The organism is Acinetobacter lwoffii, from assembly GCF_029024105.1.
Lineage (GTDB): Bacteria > Pseudomonadota > Gammaproteobacteria > Pseudomonadales > Moraxellaceae > Acinetobacter > Acinetobacter lwoffii.
Genome location: NZ_CP118963.1, coordinates 3,080,660 through 3,100,496 on the forward strand (window position 1 = coordinate 3,080,660; position 19,837 = coordinate 3,100,496).

Genomic DNA, 19,837 nt, shown 5'->3' on the forward strand with positions numbered 1-19,837 from the left:
ACTTGGCATGTTTAGAGTTTAGCTTGAGAACATGCCACGTATTGCCGTTTATCTGCTGAGCAGACATTTTGTAACTTTAGCTATGTGCTTGAAGATACAGATAAATTAAAATTCTGTGTGATTTGTGATCTAGAGGATGACTTTTGTATCCTGATCACATAGGATGAAGTGATAGTAAGGGCATAACTGCTGTTATGCCTTTTCTATATGTCCCGATTAATAAGAGGAAATTCCCAAGTGTTTGGAAAAACGCAACGCGGTGTATCTGAAAGACCGAATAAGCCTAAAAAGCCACTTATTCCAACCTGGCTCGGCACACTCGTGATCATTTTAATCGTGTTAAGTTTTTTAATGGCACTGATGCTCTGGAAGCCATGGGAACCGGTTAAACCGAAAACTCAAACAAGTGCTGAATCTGTCCAAGAAGAAGATACCAATAAAGATTACCGTTTTTATGATCTGTTACCACAGCAACAAGTGACGCCGATTCCTGAACAGGCCGTCCCTGAAAACAAAAATCAGGATACAGTAGTGATTGTAGAAGCACCTCGACCTGAAGTAGCTCCACCTGAAGCGACGACGACTGAACCTGGCTTAGAAGCCAGTGAAACGCCTGTTGCCACACCGGCCAGTTATATTCTGCAAGTCCGTAGTTTTGATGATCCGGATCAGGCCGATGCCCGCCGTGCCGAAATTATTCTCAATGGTTTATCTGCCGATGTGGTACGCAGTGTAGAAAATGGTAAAGTCTGGTATCGCGTGGTTTCAGGCCCTTACGATTCTGCAGAAGCAGCGATTATCGCGCAGCAAACCTTGCAAAATAGCGGAATCGATTCCATCGTCGTGAAACGATAATTTTCTAGAAATAAAAAAAGCGCCTGATGGCGCTTTTTTTATTTGGATCTCTCTAACCTTCTCCTGAATAGGAGAGGCCCCCCTTTTTTTAAAGGGACTGAGGGGGATTTTTATTTATTTTAAACGAGAAAATATTTAATCCCTCCAACCTCCCTTTAATAAAGGGAGGCTAAAATTTTTAAACTGTATGCCCCAGCGCTTCACCCATATTCACCAAAGAATTGGCCTTGAATGCGGCATCCCACTGCATTTTATTTTCTTCGAATAAAATCACTGCTGTTGAACCGAGGTAGAAACGACCCAGTTCTGCCCCTTTTTCCAGGAATAGGTCATGCTGATTAAGTTCGATCCGGCCTGAAGGCTTCACTTTGCCGGTTGCCACGGTTTCAATACCCGCCACAATCATCGCACCGACCAATACCACCGCCATACGGCCGATTTCAGTATCAAACAGACAGACCATACGTTCATTGCGTGCAAACAGGCCCGGAATGTTTTCTGCGGTCACCTGGTTTACCGAGAACAGCTCGCCTGGAACATATAGCGTTTCAGTTAATGTTCCGGCAAATGGCATATGCACCCGATGATAATCACGTGGCGACAAATACACGGTCGCGAATTCACCATTTTTGAATGGCTCGGCCAGTTGCGGATCAGCAATCAGGGCTTCAACGGTAAATTTCTGGCCTTTAGCCTGGAACACATCGCCATTTTCAATTTTACCCAGCTGGGAAATCGCACCATCTGCAGGCGAAACAATGCTCGTAGCATCTGGATCAATTGCACGGATACCTTCTTTTAGGGCACGCGTAAAAAATTCATTAAATGACTTGAATTTCAGGGCATTGGCCTGTTCAGCAATCGACATATCAATACCATACTGCGCCTTAAAGGCAGTAATTGCAGCAGTTTTGATAATCGGGTTTTCGCTGGCGGCAATTTTACCCACCACCCGAGACAAGCGATGTTGCGGTACTAATCGTTGAGCTTTAATAAAAAACTGTTGTTTTAAACGTGACGTGATGCTCAAGATGGCAGCTCCCCTGTAGCGATTGGACTATCGAGGCGGTTGCCCCATTCACTCCACGCACCATCATAGGCTCGAATTTTCCAGCCCAGTAAACGACCCAAAATATAGGCCAAACCTGAGCGGTGATGGGACTGGCAGTACACCACAACGGGTTGATTCAAATCAAAGCCCAGTTGTTCCAGGCGCTGCTGAGTACGTGGTAAAGGCTGTAATTTTAAATGATTTTCGCGATTAAGGGCAGTACTCCATTCAAAATGACGTGCTCCCGGAATGTGACCGCCGCGTCGAGCCGCTAAACGTAAACCGGTATATTCATCTTGCGTACGGCAATCCCAAATTTGAACCTGTTGATTTTCAACCTGTTGGCGCAGTTCATCATAGCCAATCTGAAAATTTGCCTGATGGTCAAGATTGACCTGAAATACATCCTTCACTGGTGCAAACTGTTCCTGACTGGAAGAAGTCGGCAAACCGGCACCGAGCCAAGCATGAATCCCGCCATTCAACAGACTGGTATTTTCAAAACCCAGACAATGCAGGTTCCAGAGCAAACGCCCTGCCCATGCCCCGCCCTCATCATCATAAGCCACCACATGATGCTCAGAAGAAATATTCAGATAATCAATGAGAGCCTGCAAGCCTTCCGCGTCCGGCAACAGTCCCATCGCCGTTTCTTCCTGACGCACCAGAAGTTTAGGCTTTAAATGCAAGGCGTGCGGAATATGCAGCTGCTCATACACAGAGGCACGGCTCAGGTCGACAATACGAAGTTTTTCATGGCCCAAATAGGGAACTAAATCTTCTGCCTCAATCAGCAGGCCAAAATTAAAAGCTGCAGCGGTCATCGTTATCATGGCTATTATTGGTCAAATCCTGTTGATCTTAGCACAGCTGGTTTTTACACTGATGTGCTTTCTTTGCAGATGATTAGCAAGATTTTAGCTAAACCTTGGTCTTAAATAAGCTTGCATAAAAAAACCGCCTCTATCTAGAAACGGTTCTTAAAAATTATGAATTGTTCAAACTGACTTAAGCAGGTTCATTGATCTCAAAAACCTGACGTAAATAGGCCAGGAAGGTATCATTATCGGTCATGGTCTTGCCCGGACTATCCGAGATTTTGGCCACTGACTGACGGTTACATTCCACCAGTTTCAGCACAATATTGAGTGGGGTTTGCCCCATATCATTGGTCAGGTTGGTGCCAATGCCAAAACTGACCTGGAAACGGTCTTTAAAGTATTGATGCAGTTTCCAGGCTTTTTCCAGATTCAGGCCATCACTAAAAGTCAACATCTTGGTTTTGCTGTCTATTTTCAGCTTTTTATAATGTGCATAGGCCTTGTCACCCCATTCATAGGGATCGCCACTGTCATGACGCAAGCCATCAAATAGCTTGGCAAAGTACAGGTCAAAGTCGCGCAGAAACGCATCCATCCCCACCACATCGGTCAAGGCAATGCCCAGGTCACCACGATATTCCTGTACCCAGCTTTCCAGTGCAGATTTCTGGAAATTACGTAAACGTACGTCCAGCGCCTGAAAAGCTTGCAGGAATTCATGCGCCATAGTGCCAATCGGGGTAATCCCCAGCTCTTTGGCCAACAGTACATTACTGGTACCACGGAACACATGCGGTGCAGCTTTGTGAAATTCTTCGACCACATGCTTTTGCCAATCGAAACTGTAACGGCGACGTGTACCAAAATCTGACACCAAAAATGGTGGATCATTTGGGTTTTGCGCAGCATCATACTGTTTTAATAGCTCGATTTTGGCTTTTAAACGGCGCTCGCCTTCAGCCAGCACTTCAGGGGTACGAATCCGGCTGAAATACAGTTCATTGACAATGGCGAGAACGAAGATCTCAAACATCATCGCCTGAACCATCGGACCTTCCACCACAATATCCAGACGGCCTTGACTGTCGATACTGGCCTTGATGAAACGGCGCTTGAGCTGGAACAGTTCCAGATAATCCACAAAATCGCTTTTGATAAAACGTAAGCTTCTTAAATATTGCAGTTCATCTTCTTTGAATTTGAGCTGACACAGCAGGTCCAGTTGATGATTCAGGTCATCCAGAATATCCGTCAGTGGATAGACTGTATCTTCCAGATTACGACAACGGAAATGGTAGACACTATGCGTTTGCGGAAACTTGTGTAAGACCACTTGTAACATGGTGAATTTGTACAAGTCAGTATCTAACAGAGAATGGATAATTGGAGCCATAACTAAGGGAATATCGCTGTGCTTATCTCTGCATTAAAGCATAAAAAGTCATGCAATAATGCAGGATTTACGTACAGCTGGCTGTATTTGCGACAAAAGTATCAGAAGCATAACCCGGTTTATTTCTGTGATTTGACCTGAGCTTTTTCCTGTTCCTGAATCAGTTTCTGCAACTGTTTTTCCTGACCAATCACCTTGGCAAATTCGGCTGTGGTCTTTTGTCCGTTTTTTTGCGCCTGGGCATCACAATCCACCTGACGCAGCTGCTTGGCAATCGCAAATTCCATCTTGAATAAAGCCCCCATCAAGGCTGTATTGCCTCGATTATCTCGAGCACAGCGGTCGGCACCATGTTTAAGCAAGCTGGCGACAATATCCTGATGGCCATAATAAGTCGCCATCATCAGTGGTGTATAACCGTCTTTATTGCGTACATCGACCGGAAAGCCGTGTTTTAAAAATTCATGAATGACTTCGCTATTGCCAATTTTAGCCGCAGCAAAGAACAGGTCGGCCAATTCCTCTTGTGAGTTCATCTGAACATTGTCCACGCTTTTAGCGGGGGAGATATCCTTCGCGACAGTCGCGTTTGCGAATGCGGAACCTATCGTGAGAATACTGGCTAAAAACACAGATGACATAACTTTCATGATGAACTCCAGCAGAAATCGAAGGGGAATTTAAGTCTTGAAAGACTGAATTATCCTGAGATGAGATGAAAAACGGAGTGCCTGTAAGACTCCCCCTAGGGTGCAGGAAAGGTTTGGAGTATTACAGGACTTTTTGGAGGTGATGCGCTATGCCCTAGTCACCAGTTCCTCAAGACCAATCGGGATTAGTCTTTTAATTTTGCAGCTTTGGCTTTAACAGTCGCCAGGTTCCCATTGACCGCTTTGGTCATACGCGTACCGTAGTCTGCATCTGCCTTGTAGAAATAAGACAACATGATGTGCTTGGTTTCTGAATCTTTCACTGCACCTAAGTCAGCAGCAAGGTTCATGATCAGGTCATCTTTCTCTTTAGCTGTGTATGAACGGTACAGCTCACCTGCCTGCTTGAAGTTCTGCTCTTTCACGCCAATTTGCTGTACATGACCAGATAATGGCGTTTGTACCGCACGCGCTTTTTCAGTTGCAGCTTTTGGCTCTTTACGGCTTGGCTCATAGTTCACATCCGAGTCACGCTCAGAGATATTCATGTAGCCATCCTGATTATTGTTGTTCACATTCACTACGGGACGGTTCACCGGAATTTGCTGGTGATTCGCGCCTAAACGGTACATTTGGGTATCCGAATAAGAAAAGATACGGCCTTGTAGCAGACGGTCTTCTGATGGCTCGATACCTGGAACCAGGTTACCTGGCGCAAATGCCGACTGTTCAGTCTCGTTGAAGAAATTCTTCGGCATACGGTTCAGGGTCAAAGTACCCACTTTGGTTTCTGGAACCAGCTCGGTTGGCCAGATTTTGGTTGGATCTAACGGATCAAAATCAAAGCTGTTTAGATCTTTAGGATCAAGCACCTGAATATACAGATCCCATTTCGGGAAATTACCCGCATAGATGTTGTTATACAGATCATTGGTCAAGTGGTTGAAATCTTTACCTTGCTGCTCAGCCGCTTCTTTCACGTTCAAGCCCTTCACGCCTTGTTTAGAGCGGAAGTTGAATTTCACGTATTTGTATTCGCCCTTGTCGTTATACAGCTTGTAGGCATGTACTCCGAAACCGTCCTGTTCGCGGTAGCTGGTTGGAACACCTTGCTTGCCATACACATAAGTCAGCATGTTGGTTGCCCATGGCTGGCTCGACAGGAAGTCAAACACACGGTTGGCATCTTGAACATTTGTCACTGGGCTTGGCTTCATGGCATGAATGAAGTCCGGGAACTTGATTGCATCACGGATGAAGAATACCGGTGTCTGGTTACCGACCAAGTCCCAGTTACCTTCTTTAGTGTAGAATTTCAATGCAAAGCCGTGTGGGTCACGTAGAGTTTCTGGTGAACCTTTACCATGAATTACGGTAGAGAAACGTAGGAAAACTGGAGTTTTAGTCCCCGCTTTGAACAATGAAGCGAGGGTAAGATCAGATAGATCTTTGGTTGCAACGAATTCACCATATGCCCCAGTACCACGCGCATGTACGACACGCTCAGGAATACGCTCACGACCAAAACGTTGTAATTTTTGTACCAGTTGAACGTCCTGAAGGAGTACAGAACCATTTGGACCCGCAGTGATCGAGTTCTGGTTATCACCGACTGGTGCGCCATTGTCTTTCGTTAAAGGAGCAGCTTGTGCAGCTGTGACAGTTGCAAGCATTGCAACCAGTAATGAACGCTTAAACATTGCTAAATCTCTCAATTTATTACCTTTCCTGCATGGGCTAAGATACGCCAACACAATAAATAGATAAAACAGATTATTTTTATAAATTCAATCGCTTTAATGAATTTATAAAAATTAAGCAATTGATTTTCAGATATTTAAAGTTCATAAAAACAGCATCTCATACTGCTCCAGATTTTATTCTTGCTACAATCACCCCCATCTATTGTTAGCAGTCCATATGTAAAATGCGTGCCTTATTACAAAGAGTTTTAGAAGCTAAAGTTGTGGTCGAGGGTGAAACCACCGGGGAAATTGAAAAAGGAATTCTGGTTTTTCTAGGTTTAGGTAAAGATGACAATCTGGAAAAAGGCAAAAAGCTGATTGATAAGATATTGAAATACCGCTTCTTTGATGATGAACAGGGCAAAATGGGCTGGAACGTTGCCCAGGCCGGCGGTGGTTTATTGCTGGTTTCACAATTTACCCTGATGGCGCAAACCCAAAAAGGTTTACGTCCAGACTTTGGCCCAGCTATGCCGCCTGCCGAGGCTAAAGCACTTTATGAGCAGCTGGTAAAATATGCCCAAAGCCAGTTTGAACATGTGCAAACCGGTATTTTTGCCGCTGACATGAAAGTGCATCTGGTCAATGATGGACCGGTGACGTTTAATTTAGAAGTTGAATGATTCAGTAAAAAAGCCCTCGAATTGAGGGCTTCTTATTTTTGAACTTAGAGCGTTGTAATATATTTTGCACGGCTCATAAGGTTTTCAGGAATATCTTGAACCAACATTACAGTGAGTGATTGTTGACCTTTTTGTGATGCAGTTTGATTTTCATCCAATACAGCATTGATATCACTAGGGTTTAATGTATACATTGCTCCAGTAGCAGGATCAACGATAAGCAAACCAATTAGACCGCCAAAAATGATATTTGCCACATACCAACCATTAACAGTACCAGTTACTTGAACTGTTTTGGTTTGAAAACCTTCTTTTTTAAAAGTTACATCATAAGCAGCGGGTTGAAAAAATCCATTACCACGCTTAAGAGTCACTGTTGCAGGCGTAACTCCAGTATGTACTTTTTCGCCAGCTTTATTTGTAATAGAAATAGATGCTTGCTCAGGAACTGATTTAAATGTCAGTGTTTGTGTTGATCCTGAAATAATACTGGCACATCCTGTCATCGTTACTGATGCAGCGATTAAACTTGCTGTAATTAATTTTTTCATAAAAAATACCCCCTCAAAATAAAGGGGGTACTTTACAATAGAAAAATGATTATTCAATAAGTCTTTAGACTACTTACCAGTTTTCTCTTTAATAAACTGACGTACCATTTTCACTTTTTCTTTGACTGGCTTTGGCAGTTTTGGTGGAATCATTTTTGCCACCTGGTTAAACCAGACCAGCAGGCCAAAGTCGCCTTCCATCTTAATCGTGCCGCTTTGCATCCCGGTCATAAATGCCGTCGGGTCACCTTTGACCAAGGTCTTCACGCCCTGCTCACTGTCGGCAAACTGCAACACAAAATCAGCTTTTTCAGCATCACCCGAAACCGTATCGATATGACCGTTATCCACAATAATCTGACGTGCCATGCCTTCATCCGTACCAATCTGGATACGGAATTGACGTCCATGTACCAGTTCAATGAATTTTGGGCTGGTACGTGCCAACTGCTTCATACGTAAAGCTAAACCTGCGACCAGTAAGTCCAGCGGATCTGTACTCATATCAATAAGAGGAAGTTTTAACACAGGAATGGACGACAGTTTCATGGAGGATGCCTATTCTAATTGTACGAAAATTGACAAATATCCTAGCATAGTTCTGAGCTAGGTGGATTATGCAGTTTGTATCATATTTCCAAACTGAAAAATGCACCCGTGGGTGCATTTTTTTCATTGCAACTTGTAGAATTAACGGCTTGAAAGCTGCTGCTGGTCGTCTTCATACACTGGCGTATGTTCGATGCAACGGCGTTTTGCCAAAGCACGCTCAGCACGACGATCTTCACGCAACAACAGGCCAGTCACGACCATCATGACCGCAGTTAACGCACTCAGATAACTATACGTCATTGGTAGCTCAAACCAAGTTTGAGTTCCTACACGAATCACCTCGATCAGGCCCCATACCAGCATCCCGGCCGCCATAAAGCTTAACCAGCGACGATAAGGCGAGAAGAACACAGCAAGCACAGCTACAGCGACTAAACTGAAGCCCACAATCGTTGCTAAATTCGCTGTTACCATATAACCCCCTCCATCCAGATAGATAGTTTCCGCTTGATATTGCAACGCTTCTATCTATTGAATTTCGTTAAATCAATAAAATGGAATCTGTTGATTTGTATCTCTATGCCTGCATTATGCTGAGTTTTTTGCATAAAAAAAGTCCTGTCATCCAGCCTAACGACATACTTTGTCGCGATATTATATTGTCATTACATTTTTTGCTTTTCACATTTTTGTGGATCAATGACTGCGCCAATGTTGGCGTGTCATTACAAAATTATCAGTAGTTTTTTTAAGTGAAAAAATTATTTTTCCGTTTAAGATGATCGATGTTTTTGTAGCCATATTTCAACTCTTCCTTATATAACTCACATCATAAGCATTGACATCCTCACCCACCTGAAAGGAGGGTGATTCCTACTGCTAGACGCTTATGCCCAAGCGCAAGTATGTTCTTAGCACTGTTCAAATCCCGATCCAGGACACTTGAGCAGTTTTCACATTCCCATACTCTTATTCGCAAATCTGCTCTACCTTTCGGACTGCTTGCGGTGATCTCACCACAGCACGAGCAGATTTGGGTTGTGAAACTTTCGTTGACTTCCTCAAACAATACACTTGCGTTCTCGCATTTATACTTGAGCATTGTTTTGAGTTCTGAAAATCCTGTATCTAAAACCGATTTAGCCATTTTAGTTTTCACAAGTTTTTTAGCACTCAGGTTGCCAACAATAATCAGTGCATTTTCTTTTACAAGCATGGTGCTTGCTTTGTGCAAATGATCTTTACGACAATTTGCAATCTTGGCGTGTAATGCACGAACACGCTTTTTATTCTTCGCTCGTTGAGCAGTACCTAGTTTTTGTTCATATTTTCGATAGAACTTTGGATTTGAAATCACAGTACCATCAGAACAGGTGGCTATATCTTTTAAGCCTAGATCAATGCCAATAGCTTTAGTTGCAGTTGGTTTATCTAACTTAGGTGAATCCACGACCAGGCACACATACCAACGCCCACGACTGTCCTCAACAAATGAGCCTGTTCTAACGGCATATTTGTTTAAACCGTAGCTATCCCATAAGCCAAATTTGGTTTTTCCATACTCAACCCATCCCTCAGCATATTTCAGTCCTGATTTTTTGAATGGTATCCAACCAAGCGATCTTCTTGCTGACTTCTTGTTACTTACACGCCATTTTAATTTTGCTTTTCTAAACTGTTTTCTTTTAGCAGCATATTCTTCCCTAATTGCATCCACCGTTTGGCTATGCAGACCACACAATTTTGAAGTCCCTTTTGTGTATTTAGCCATATCGAATGCTGAGAAAAAATCACCTGTTCTTTTTAGGTGTTTGAAACTTAAATCATTGACATAATTCCAAACAAAGTTCACCTCAGATGCTAATTGGTCTAGCACCTTGCAATGTTTGTCTTTTATGCGTAATTTAAGTGTTTTCATGGGCTTATATTAGCTCATGTTGAATTAAAATTATTGATTCTTAAAAAATAAACGACATTTCATGTCGTGTCGCTTATATCTCTGACCTGAAGAACAGAGTTTTACGCTCCATTTGATAAAAAAACGCGACCCAAAGGTCGCGTTTAAAATCAAGCAAAGCCTGTACTTATGCACGGTTCAGGTCTTTATCATGTACGCCGAGCAGATACAGCACACCGTCCAGACCGACGCTAGAAATCGCCTGATTGGCATTTTGGCGTACCAGAGGTTTGGCACGGAAAGCCACCCCCAGTCCTGCAATGGATAACATAGGCAAGTCATTGGCGCCATCACCGACTGCAATGGTTTGTTCCAGGGAAATTCCCATCTCCTGGGCGATTTCACCGAGCAAGAAGGCTTTACGCGCGCCATCGACAATATGGCCTTTGACTTCACCGGTAACCACACCATCCTGCACATCAAGCGCATTGGCATGTACTTCATCAATATCCAGTTTAGTTTGCAGATATTCCGCAAAATACTGAAAACCTCCAGAAAGAATTGCAGTACGGTAACCCAATGCTTTCAAAGTCGAAATCAGGCGTTCAGCCCCTTCAGTAATGGTCAGGCGCTCGGCAATTTTCGGCAGTACCGATGCGTCCATACCTTTTAACAAGGCAACACGGGCACGGAAGCTTTGCTGGAAGTCTAGCTCGCCTTGCATGGCACGTTCGGTAATTTCTGCAACCTGCTCACCAACACCGGCTTCAATTGCCAATTCGTCAATCACTTCCTGCTCGATCAGGGTCGAGTCCATATCAAAGCAGACCAGACGGCGGTTACGGCGATAGGCATTGTCTTCCTGAACCGCGACATCGACATTCAGTTCATTCGACAGGCTGAGACAGGCCGCACGCATGGCAGCTGCATCCAGCATTTGTCCACTGAGGCCAAACTGGACACAGGCACGTTTTGGACCGGCACTCTGACCATCTAAAACGGGGCGACCAGACAGACGGGTCACGGTTTCAATATTAAAACCCTGGCCCGAGACAATCTGGGTCACGGCTTGCAGATGAGAGGCATTTAATTCAGGGGCCAATGCCGTTACGATATAACGTGTGCGTCCACCCTCTTTGACCCACTGCTCATATTCAGTTGCAGAGATCGGTTTAAAGCGCACGGTTAACCCGATATCATGTGCTAGAATCAGGATCTCCTTCATGGCTAATGCGGTTGCAGTCTGGTCTTCAGAGGCAACAACAATACCTAAGGTTAGCTGATTATGAATAACCGCTTGCCCTACATCTAAAATCTGTAGGGAATGAGCGGACAAAACCTGCATTAATCGTGTAAATTGATTAGGCTGGTCAGGTCCTAAGAATGATATAAGAATGATTTCTCGCATGAATTGACTCGGGTCTGAGCTACAACTATTGTTAGAATCATAATCGAAATTGAACAGAATTGCCTTGGAAGTTTACGTTGAATGCGCCTAGACAAGGGCTATTTGCTAGCCTATTGATTGTAAGTTTTGCTCTGCATACCTTTTTACTGGTATTGGCAACCACTCACCAACTGAATGAAAACCGTGCCAATCAGGGACAGCTGATCACCAGTCAACTGGTGACAGACAGCCTGTCTGAGCTTGAACCGCCCAACCGCGTTTCTCTGGCTTTGCTGGCAAATCGTTATGCCACCAATCCAAGTGTAGCTTCCATTCGAATTCTGGATGCGAAAGCTCAGGTTTTAGCCACTGGTGGATTGACCAAAACTCGCGAGGGTGAAGTTTTTGTCCGTGATGCGCTGCAAAACGAGAAAAAAGTCGGTGTGATTGAAATCACCCTGATTGAACCAAGTATTGGTGAAATTCTGCGCACGCAATGGCTGGCGATTCTGTTCTCGTTCATTATTCACGCGTTAATCTGGGTGGCTTACCGTGCCATTGCCCGTCCAAGCCGGACTGAATATCTGGCGCGCATCAATAACGAATCGCGGCTGAAATTCGAGATTCAGACCCTGACCCAGGCATTGGAACAGGAAAAGCATAATGCGGCACTGGCGATTGCCCAAGCCCAACAGGCAGTGAAAAATAAAGCCAAAGAAAAAGAACATAAGCCGGCGGTACTGGAGAGCGATAGCCTGAGCTTAAACATCCAGTTCTACGATCCAAAACAATTACTGGATAGCGTGAATAAAACCGTTTCAGTGCCTTATTTCAATCTCTGCCAGATTTTCCTGAATAAAGCCACCGAACTCTGTGTGCAACGCTATAAATTGAATAGTTCTGATATTTGTACCGTACATAAATTTGATGAAAAAGGTGCCACCATTAGTATCGCGGCAGACAAACCGAATGCCCTGGCCTGCCTGACCATGATCAGTGCCGTGTTCCAGCTGCTTTCGGAAGTGCTGTATAAACGCTATCGTGAAGAAAAACGTTTTGTGCTACAAACCCGTAGCGCGATTGCCTCTAAAGTCGAGGAGATGCAGCTCAGCTCGGTACAGGCCGCTGAGCGCCTGACTCAGCATCTGGTCGCGAAAGAAAGTGCCTTACATGTACCGAACACCTTGCTGAAAGATGTGAGTGATCACTTCCAGCTGGTCAGCATGCCGAATCCAACCAATGTCCTGACCCGTCACGCTTTTGTGGTGAATGGGATGGATGCTGAAAGCGCCGAGCTGGCACAGACTTTTAGAACTGAAATTCTAAAATCCAAACAGTCCAAAGCCTCATAAATATCCTTGAATGTTTTAATTAAAAAAGCCGGATCCAACATCCGGCTTTTTTATGGGTACAAAACAAATACGCCAGTGTGTCTTGGCCTATCTCTTAAATTTTTAACTGTTTTTGTTCCAGCAGATATTGCTGGGCATTATAAGGCTGGGCCGGATCCTGACAGGGGACTTTATGCCACTGACCCTCGGCATCTAACTCCCATGCATTGTGACAATCTTTTAAATAGCTGATCAGGCCATCTTTATAAATCCGTTTTTTCAGCTCTGGATCCAGCACCGGGAAACAGGTTTCCACCCGGGAAAACAGGTTACGGCCCATCCAGTCGGCACTGGCACAATACAGTTTCTTGGCACCGCCATGTTCAAAATAATAAACCCGGGTATGTTCCAGGAAACGTCCTACGATTGAACGGACCTGGATATTTTCAGACATACCGGTAACTTGTGGAATCAGACAGCAGATTGAACGCACAATCAGGTCAATTTTTACCCCAGCCTGCGAAGCCTGATACAGGGCAGCAATCAATTGCGGTTCGGTAAGTGCATTCATTTTGATGATGATATGCGCGGCTCTGCCGGCCAGGGCAAATGCCTTTTCCTGTTCAATCAGTTTCAGCAATTCGCTATGCAGGGTAAACGGTGCATGCAGCAAGGCTTTCAGTTTGGCCATTTTCCCCATACCAGTCAGTTCCTGGAACATGCGGTGCACATCTTCACAGATATCCGGCTGTGTGGTCATCAGGCCATAATCGGTGTACATGCGGGCATTACCGGCATGATAGTTTCCGGTACCCAGATGCGCATAACGCAGTAATTCCTGATTTTCACGCCGGACAATCAGAATCATTTTGGCATGGGTTTTATAACCGACAATGCCATAGACCACGACCGCGCCGGCTTCTTGCAGGATATTGGCCACCATGATGTTAGATTCCTCATCGAAACGCGCCCGCAGTTCAATCACGGCCGTGACTTCTTTGCCATTCCGTGCGGCTTCTGCCAGCACCTGGACTATTTCCGAGTCCGGACCACTACGATACAGCGTCTGCTTGATCGCCAGCACCGCCGGGTCCTTGGCCGCTTCCCGCAGTAAAGTAATCACCGGCTGGAATGAATCAAAAGGATGATGCAGCAGCACATCCTGCGCCTTCAAAATTTCAAAAATGCTTTTCTGTTTACGGAAAATTTTCGGAATGACCGGACTAAAATGCGGATACTTTAATTCCGGACGCTCAAAACTGGTACTCAGGCGGGACAAATTGATCGGTCCATCAATCCGGTACAGTTCCTGTTCCGTCAGATCAAATTCATCTAGCAAATAGTCGATGATGTTCTGTGGAGAGTCATTTTCAATTTCCAGACGTACTGCACGACCAAAGCGGCGCGAACATAGTTCGTCTTTTAAAGCCACCGCCAGATCATCGACATCTTCCGATAGTACCAGATCGGCATTGCGGGTGACCCGAAAGGCATAACAGCCGGTCGCTTTCATGCCCGGGAACAAATCACTGATATGCTGCTGGATGATCGCAGTCAGAAAGATCTGGGTGGTATTGTTTCCGGTGACATCTTCCGGAATTTTAATCAGGCAGGGTAAGGAACGTGGTGCCGGCACAATTGCCATCTCGATTTCACGGCCAAAGGCATCTTTACCTTCTAGGCTGATAATAAAGTTCAGACTTTTATTCACCAAACGTGGAAAAGGATGTGAAGGATCCAGGCTGATCGGGGTCAGTACCGGTTGTACTTCTTTGGCAAAAAAGGCTGCAATCCACGCCTTGTGTTTTTCCAGAAGATCCTGATATTGAAGAAACTGGATACCCTGCGCCTGAAGTTCAGGCAAAATCGCATGATTCAGCACCTCATACTGCTTGTTAACTGTGGCATGAATGGACTGGGACAGTTCTTGTAGAATCAGCTCGGTGGGTACAGCATCAGGCGTCCGGGTAGTCGCATTCAGGTCTTGCTGTTTCATCAGCCCGGCAATCCTGATTTCAAAGAACTCATCCAGGTTACGGGAAAAAATAATCAGGAAGTTTAAGCGCTCTAAAATCGGTAAATTCGGATCGAGTGCTTGTGCCAAGACACGACGCTGAAATTCAAATAAGGAAAGTTCCCGATTAAAATAGGTCGCTGACGAATGCTGAAATTGTTCCATGCCCTCTCAATGCTGCTGATTACAGTCTGTTGTTTCACATCATTGAGGGGCGATCTTAGGCAGACTTCATGACACTTATGTTACAAAGCCCGATAAATCGATATAAATTAATATTTTAATTTTTAAAATTATAAAACATCATGCTCTGGCTTGTTGTGCGCTGTCATCAAACTGCAATTAGGTGTCTGTTTTTTCAGTTTGTCTGGCAGCCCAATAAGTGGCTAAAGCTGGCCCTGAAATATTATGCCACAGACTGAAAATGGCACTTGGTAAAGCGGTAAGTGGTGATGCGGCAAAATGGGTTGCCGCCAAGGCCACACCCAGACCAGAATTCTGCATCCCGACTTCAATGGATACTGCACGACAGTCTATTTCTGCCAAGTGAAATATACGACTGGTCCAATAACCCAGTAAATAGCCCATACCATTGTGTAAGGCCACGATTCCTAAAATCATTAAACCGGATTCCAGAATCTGGGTTTTGCTGCCGGCAATAATCGCCGCGACAATTGCCACAATCGCTATTACAGAAATCAACGGCATCACCTGAATATAGGCCGTGACTTTTTGCTTGAGTAGCGCCCGTACGATTAAGCCCAGAATAATTGGGAATAACACCACCTGTAAGATCGACACCAGCATCGACCAGGCATTGATCTCGATCCACTGACTGGCCAACACATAGAAAATGGCCGGAGTTAAAATGGGCGCCAGTAAAGTCGAAACCGAGGTACAGGCAACAGACAAGGCGGTATTGCCCTTGGCCATATAGGTAATCACATTGGATGCGGTTCCACCCGGACAGCAACCCACCAAGATTACCCCGATGGCAATCTCTGGTGGCAGCTGAAACAGCTTGCACAGTAGAAAAGCCAAACCTGGCATCACCACAAACTGGGCCACCACGCCAATCGCTACTGCTTTCGGACTTTGCAGGACACTTTTAAAATCGCCTACCGTCATGGTCATACCCATGCCAAACATAATGATGCCCAACATCCACGGAATATAAGCCCGTAACCAGACAAAAGTTTCAGGGATCATCAAGGCAATGCCGGAAAAAAGCAGCACCCATAAAGCAAAGGTTTTTTGGACAAATTGGCTAAACTGGAGCAAGGCTGACATGGGTTTCATCCAGGTGACATTAAGGGAGAAAAAGCAAGATAAAACAGGCACCCGTTGATGCCTGAATTTTTATATTCAAATATAAATAAGATCAAAGGGATATTAAGTTCTATCCCTATCCAGTGTTAAGCTGCTTGAACAATATCTTTCACATAGATACGTTTCACGCCATGCGACAGCATATCCTGCCAGGCATGTTGCAAGGAACCATTCAGGTCAATGCCCTTGGTGGCATCGGCAATCACATAGGTTTTAAAGCCCAGTTTGCAGGCATCGATTGCAGTCCAGGCCACACAAAAGTCCGTAGCAATCCCGACCACAAATACGGTATCAATCCCACGTTCACGCAGATAGCCAGCAAGACCCGTCGTGGTTTTCTGGTCAGCTTCCATAAAGGCCGAGTAACTGTCGATCTGGGAATGAAAACCCTTGCGAATGATGAGTTGTGCTTGCGGTAAATTTAAATCCGGATGCAGTTCGGCATCGAGTGTCCCTTGCACACAATGCTTTGGCCATAAAACCTGAGTACCATAATCCAGCTGAATACTGTCATAGGCTACTTTGCCGGGATGGTTGTCTACAAAGGAAATATGGTTGTCCGGATGCCAGTCTTGGGTCAGGATAATATGCTTAAAATGCTGCCCCAATAGATTAATATTTGGAATAATCTGGTCAGCATTGGCTACAGCCAGATTGCCTCCCGGGGTAAATCCTCTTTGTACGTCTACGACCAGTAAAGCAACATTATTCTGCATCTGTTTTCATCCATTGAAATCTCGATTTATGCCCAAGCATAGCGCAAAATACCTCAGGATTTTTAGCTCTACGGTTAAAAATGGCATGACTGTGTATTCTCGGCATGTGTATATGAGCAGATCAATAGATTCATTGTTTTTGACAAATATGAGATGAGTTCCGGGCTTGTATCAAGCTAGATCTCTGCAAAAAAAATAAGTTTTAAGATAAAGTGATGAGTCTTTTTAATAATAAAACAGTGTATTTAATTCTTAAATTCAGAAAATAAAAAAGCCTGCAAGAGCAGGCTTTTTTAAATCGTTGAACCTTACACTTTAGTGCGGTTCACCAGGAACAGCATACATAATGCAGAGATGATGATACATGGGATCGCAGCAGTAATGACCCCCGCAGCACCGAAACCTGCTGTCAATAACTGACCGGCAATGACTGGCCCCAGCATGGCACCGATACGGCCAACTGCAGATGCAACACCAACACCAGTACCACGCACTTCTGTCGGATAAACGATACTACCGAAGGCATACAGTACACCCTGACAGCCAATCACGAAGGCACCGGCCAATGCTGCTGCCATATACATCTGGTTCAGCGAGCTTGCACCATTCAGCGCCAGTAGACCTGCCAGAATACCGCCGTACATCAACAGGATCACATAGGCTTTCTTCCAGCGGTCGGTCAGCATACCCAAAATAATCGTACCAATCGTCGCTGTAACCATGAAGTAGAATTGTGCAGTTGAACCATCTTTACGGGTAAAGCCAAGTTCCATAAACAATGATGGCAACCAGCTCAACATGATGTAAACCACCATCAAGGTAAAGAAGTAGCTCACCCAGATACACAGCGTACGCAACAGGTTGTCCGAATTAAACAGATCCTTAAATGAACCCTTCGGTGTAACGGCAAGTTCTGCAGCCGTTTTGTTCTGTGCTTTCAGGTATTCCTGCGATTCAGGCAAAAATAGCATCATCAGCGGAATGGCAAAAATCGGTAACAGACCACCGAGATAGAAAACATTTTTCCAGTTGGCACCAAATTCAGTCGCCGCAATCAAAGACAAAATCGCTGCGCCGACTGGCATGCCGCAGTACATCAAGCCCACTGCACGGCCACGGTTTTGTGGAGAGACTGCTTCAGAAGCAAGCGTGATCAGAATTGGCATCGCGCCGCCCAGACCTGCTCCAGCCAGGAAACGCATTGCCAGCAAGCTGTTAAAGCTATTGACCCAAACCGTACATAAGGTAAATACAGCAAATATTGCTGTTGACCAGATCAAGACTTTCTTACGGCCAATGCGGTCCGCAAATCGACCACCAACCAGTGCACCCGGTAATAAACCCAGAATCCCTGCACTAAAAAACACACCCAACTGGGAACTATCGAGACCAAAATGCTCACGAATACCTGCAGCAGCAATTCCGGCTGCCTGAATATCTAAGCCTTCAATCACCGCAATCAGAAAACAGATCGCGACCGTGACGATAGCATGCTTATTGTCTGATTTTTCCATTGGATTATCCTTGTTCAATCAGCGTTACAAAAGACAGCCATCATCTATGAGCCTGATTGCAGAAATAACTATCAATAAGTTGAACGTTTTGCTTGGATATTCCATAAGGAGCTGAAGTAGATGAATTGAAGATGCTGACTGATAAAGTCGCAAAAACACTTAATCAGAACATCATAAAGTTCAAGACTTAGAGTTTAAAGCTTATACATCAAGTTAAAAAATTAACCGATAAGAAAAAAAATTCTCAATTTATTGATATTTAAAAAAGATTAGTCTTAGTCGTTTTTGGCTTTATTTGTTTTGGTACGAGAGTACGATCAAGATGTACGAGGTCTCAATTTATCCAATATAACTAGGGTCTGTTGACATTTCAAGTATAGAATTTACCCGATAAAGGTAGCCAAATAAATATACAAGCTAATGCAACTGCCCCCTCATAGCTACACTTTAGCTTATCATATCGTGTTGCTATTCCTCTGAACTGCTTTAACCTACAAAATGCATTCTCAACTAAGTGTCTGATTTTATATAAATACCAATCCATATGATCATTATTTGACTGAGTATTTGATTTTCTTGGAATATTCGCTTTAGTTTTTTTCGCAGATATTTGTTCTCTTAATGATTCAGAGTCATATCCTTTGTCTGCACAACATACTTCCGTTTCACTCAAATCAAGTTTTTCAATCATTTTGGGAGCAATCTTGACATCATGTATCGTTCCATCGGAGATAATAATTTCGATTGGATTGCCATCCGCATCAACAGCTAAGTGTATTTTAGAACTATTTCCACCAATGCTTTTAGAAATATCCTGATCTTTTATTCCAGCAGAATGTTGGTGTGCCCGAACATGACTACCATCAATAAAAACCCATTCCATATCAGCACTTGAAGAAATTAATTTAAATATTTTCATTAACTTATCATTTTTACACCAACGATTATATTTTTTAAAGATTGAGTTATACGAACCAAATTCTTTAGGCAAATCACGCCATGGGCAGCCTGTTCTTATTCTATAAAGTATTGCTTCGACAAAATTTCTCAAATTAGATTTGAAATAGATATCAAAATTTCGGAAAATAGAAAGTAACTTAGACCAGTGTTGATCATTCAGCATTGTACGAGGCATAGCGAGAAGTAAATTTAGTTTGGCGATTAAATTTTACTTTCTCGCTATTTTTTTGAACAGTAAATGTCAACAGACCCTATTAATCAAAAATTAAAAGGCATAAAAATGGCAGTTTTCAGCTGATCTTTTTGCACAAGCCTTATCATTATTGGGTTCATTTGGGGTAATCTCCTCCATTGTCTAGACTGGAGACATAACTTTGGTCTCAGGATTTTGCTTTATAAATCATCTTATTTATTACTTGATTGTTTCCAAAAGGCTTTGTATAAAGAA

18 protein-coding genes are annotated in these 19,837 nt (G+C 44.0%); 3 read left to right on the forward strand and 15 right to left on the reverse strand.

From position 1 onward, the window contains the following. The first annotated feature begins 237 nt into the window (after window positions 1–237). Window positions 238–855, forward strand: a complete 618-nt coding sequence (locus tag PYW33_RS14780) for an SPOR domain-containing protein (RefSeq protein WP_004647198.1) — start codon at window positions 238–240, stop codon at window positions 853–855. A gap of 178 nt (window positions 856–1,033) precedes the next feature. Here PYW33_RS14780 and asd read toward each other — a convergent pair whose 3' ends face one another. The 5 genes from asd to PYW33_RS14805 form a co-directional block, all read right to left on the reverse strand. After that, the gene (asd, locus tag PYW33_RS14785; RefSeq protein ID WP_004647197.1) at window positions 1,034–1,885 is read right to left on the reverse strand and encodes an archaetidylserine decarboxylase; all 852 of its coding nucleotides are present in this window, start codon (window positions 1,883–1,885) and stop codon (window positions 1,034–1,036) included. Further along, window positions 1,882–2,730: a sulfurtransferase gene (locus tag PYW33_RS14790; RefSeq protein WP_004647196.1), complete on the reverse strand. Its 849-nt coding sequence runs from the start codon at window positions 2,728–2,730 to the stop codon at window positions 1,882–1,884. The genes asd and PYW33_RS14790 overlap by 4 nt, the downstream gene beginning before the upstream one ends. A 184-nt stretch (window positions 2,731–2,914) precedes the next feature. Continuing rightward, on the reverse strand, window positions 2,915–4,120 hold the full coding sequence (pncB, locus tag PYW33_RS14795) for a nicotinate phosphoribosyltransferase (RefSeq protein ID WP_004281262.1): 1,206 nt from the start codon (window positions 4,118–4,120) through the stop codon (window positions 2,915–2,917). A gap of 119 nt (window positions 4,121–4,239) precedes the next feature. Beyond that, window positions 4,240–4,770 carry an ankyrin repeat domain-containing protein gene (locus PYW33_RS14800; protein ID WP_004647194.1) on the reverse strand — a complete coding sequence of 177 codons (531 nt, stop codon included), beginning with the start codon at window positions 4,768–4,770 and terminating at the stop codon, window positions 4,240–4,242. A gap of 185 nt (window positions 4,771–4,955) precedes the next feature. Beyond that, complete coding sequence (locus PYW33_RS14805) at window positions 4,956–6,470, reverse strand: catalase (RefSeq protein WP_004647193.1); 1,515 nt, start codon at window positions 6,468–6,470, stop codon at window positions 4,956–4,958. 227 nt (window positions 6,471–6,697) lie between these two features. Here PYW33_RS14805 and dtd point away from each other — a divergent pair, with 227 nt between their 5' ends. Beyond that, the gene (gene dtd, locus PYW33_RS14810; protein WP_004647192.1) at window positions 6,698–7,138 is read left to right on the forward strand and encodes a D-aminoacyl-tRNA deacylase; all 441 of its coding nucleotides are present in this window, start codon (window positions 6,698–6,700) and stop codon (window positions 7,136–7,138) included. 44 nt (window positions 7,139–7,182) lie between these two features. Here the strand turns inward: dtd and PYW33_RS14815 are convergent, their stop codons facing one another. The 5 genes from PYW33_RS14815 to serB all read right to left on the reverse strand — a co-directional run bounded on the left by PYW33_RS14815 (window position 7,183) and on the right by serB (window position 11,546). Beyond that, window positions 7,183–7,689 (reverse strand): hypothetical protein, encoded by a 507-nt coding sequence (locus tag PYW33_RS14815; RefSeq protein WP_004647191.1) that lies wholly within the window; start codon window positions 7,687–7,689, stop codon window positions 7,183–7,185. 69 nt (window positions 7,690–7,758) lie between these two features. Further along, window positions 7,759–8,238, reverse strand: coding sequence for an SCP2 sterol-binding domain-containing protein (locus tag PYW33_RS14820; RefSeq protein WP_004647189.1), 480 nt, complete (start codon window positions 8,236–8,238; stop codon window positions 7,759–7,761). Window positions 8,239–8,379: 141 nt separating this feature from the next. Beyond that, window positions 8,380–8,715, reverse strand: a complete 336-nt coding sequence (aciT, locus tag PYW33_RS14825) for a ciprofloxacin tolerance protein AciT (protein WP_004647188.1) — start codon at window positions 8,713–8,715, stop codon at window positions 8,380–8,382. 373 nt (window positions 8,716–9,088) lie between these two features. Beyond that, the gene (locus PYW33_RS14830) at window positions 9,089–10,159 is read right to left on the reverse strand and encodes an RNA-guided endonuclease InsQ/TnpB family protein (RefSeq protein ID WP_004647187.1); all 1,071 of its coding nucleotides are present in this window, start codon (window positions 10,157–10,159) and stop codon (window positions 9,089–9,091) included. Window positions 10,160–10,325: 166 nt separating this feature from the next. After that, window positions 10,326–11,546: a phosphoserine phosphatase SerB gene (serB, locus tag PYW33_RS14835; RefSeq protein ID WP_004647186.1), complete on the reverse strand. Its 1,221-nt coding sequence runs from the start codon at window positions 11,544–11,546 to the stop codon at window positions 10,326–10,328. A gap of 77 nt (window positions 11,547–11,623) precedes the next feature. On the opposite strand from serB, the gene PYW33_RS14840 reads away from it, so the two are divergent. After that, window positions 11,624–12,877: a hypothetical protein gene (locus PYW33_RS14840; protein WP_004647185.1), complete on the forward strand. Its 1,254-nt coding sequence runs from the start codon at window positions 11,624–11,626 to the stop codon at window positions 12,875–12,877. Between the two features lie 94 nt (window positions 12,878–12,971). Here the strand turns inward: PYW33_RS14840 and ppk1 are convergent, their stop codons facing one another. The 5 genes from ppk1 to PYW33_RS14865 form a co-directional block, all read right to left on the reverse strand. Beyond that, the gene (ppk1, locus tag PYW33_RS14845; protein WP_004647184.1) at window positions 12,972–15,035 is read right to left on the reverse strand and encodes a polyphosphate kinase 1; all 2,064 of its coding nucleotides are present in this window, start codon (window positions 15,033–15,035) and stop codon (window positions 12,972–12,974) included. A 177-nt stretch (window positions 15,036–15,212) separates the two neighbouring features. Next, the gene (locus PYW33_RS14850) at window positions 15,213–16,160 is read right to left on the reverse strand and encodes a bile acid:sodium symporter family protein (RefSeq protein ID WP_004647183.1); all 948 of its coding nucleotides are present in this window, start codon (window positions 16,158–16,160) and stop codon (window positions 15,213–15,215) included. 125 nt (window positions 16,161–16,285) lie between these two features. Next, window positions 16,286–16,915, reverse strand: coding sequence for a bifunctional nicotinamidase/pyrazinamidase (gene pncA, locus PYW33_RS14855; RefSeq protein WP_004647181.1), 630 nt, complete (start codon window positions 16,913–16,915; stop codon window positions 16,286–16,288). 308 nt (window positions 16,916–17,223) lie between these two features. After that, window positions 17,224–18,429: a 3-(3-hydroxy-phenyl)propionate transporter MhpT gene (gene mhpT, locus PYW33_RS14860; RefSeq protein ID WP_004647180.1), complete on the reverse strand. Its 1,206-nt coding sequence runs from the start codon at window positions 18,427–18,429 to the stop codon at window positions 17,224–17,226. 370 nt (window positions 18,430–18,799) lie between these two features. Next, entirely contained in the window at window positions 18,800–19,564 is a 765-nt protein-coding gene (locus PYW33_RS14865; RefSeq protein ID WP_004645258.1) for an IS5 family transposase, read from the reverse strand. Between the last annotated feature and the right edge of the window lie 273 nt (window positions 19,565–19,837).

Excerpts from the sequence above, each read along its gene's own strand:
- PYW33_RS14815 (WP_004647191.1), bottom strand. The coding sequence starts at position 7,689 with ATGAAAAAATTAATTACAGCAAGTTTAATCGCTGCATCAGTAACGATG.
- mhpT (WP_004647180.1), bottom strand. The coding sequence starts at position 18,429 with ATGGAAAAATCAGACAATAAGCATGCTATCGTCACGGTCGCGATCTGT.
- pncB (WP_004281262.1), bottom strand. The coding sequence starts at position 4,120 with ATGGCTCCAATTATCCATTCTCTGTTAGATACTGACTTGTACAAATTC.
- pncA (WP_004647181.1), bottom strand. The coding sequence starts at position 16,915 with ATGCAGAATAATGTTGCTTTACTGGTCGTAGACGTACAAAGAGGATTT.
- ppk1 (WP_004647184.1), bottom strand. The coding sequence starts at position 15,035 with ATGGAACAATTTCAGCATTCGTCAGCGACCTATTTTAATCGGGAACTT.
- dtd (WP_004647192.1), top strand. The coding sequence starts at position 6,698 with ATGCGTGCCTTATTACAAAGAGTTTTAGAAGCTAAAGTTGTGGTCGAG.
- serB (WP_004647186.1), bottom strand. The coding sequence starts at position 11,546 with ATGCGAGAAATCATTCTTATATCATTCTTAGGACCTGACCAGCCTAAT.
- PYW33_RS14850 (WP_004647183.1), bottom strand. The coding sequence starts at position 16,160 with ATGTCAGCCTTGCTCCAGTTTAGCCAATTTGTCCAAAAAACCTTTGCT.
- PYW33_RS14800 (WP_004647194.1), bottom strand. The coding sequence starts at position 4,770 with ATGAAAGTTATGTCATCTGTGTTTTTAGCCAGTATTCTCACGATAGGT.
- PYW33_RS14790 (WP_004647196.1), bottom strand. The coding sequence starts at position 2,730 with ATGACCGCTGCAGCTTTTAATTTTGGCCTGCTGATTGAGGCAGAAGAT.
- PYW33_RS14805 (WP_004647193.1), bottom strand. The coding sequence starts at position 6,470 with ATGTTTAAGCGTTCATTACTGGTTGCAATGCTTGCAACTGTCACAGCT.
- PYW33_RS14830 (WP_004647187.1), bottom strand. The coding sequence starts at position 10,159 with ATGAAAACACTTAAATTACGCATAAAAGACAAACATTGCAAGGTGCTA.
- PYW33_RS14865 (WP_004645258.1), bottom strand. The coding sequence starts at position 19,564 with ATGCCTCGTACAATGCTGAATGATCAACACTGGTCTAAGTTACTTTCT.
- PYW33_RS14820 (WP_004647189.1), bottom strand. The coding sequence starts at position 8,238 with ATGAAACTGTCGTCCATTCCTGTGTTAAAACTTCCTCTTATTGATATG.
- aciT (WP_004647188.1), bottom strand. The coding sequence starts at position 8,715 with ATGGTAACAGCGAATTTAGCAACGATTGTGGGCTTCAGTTTAGTCGCT.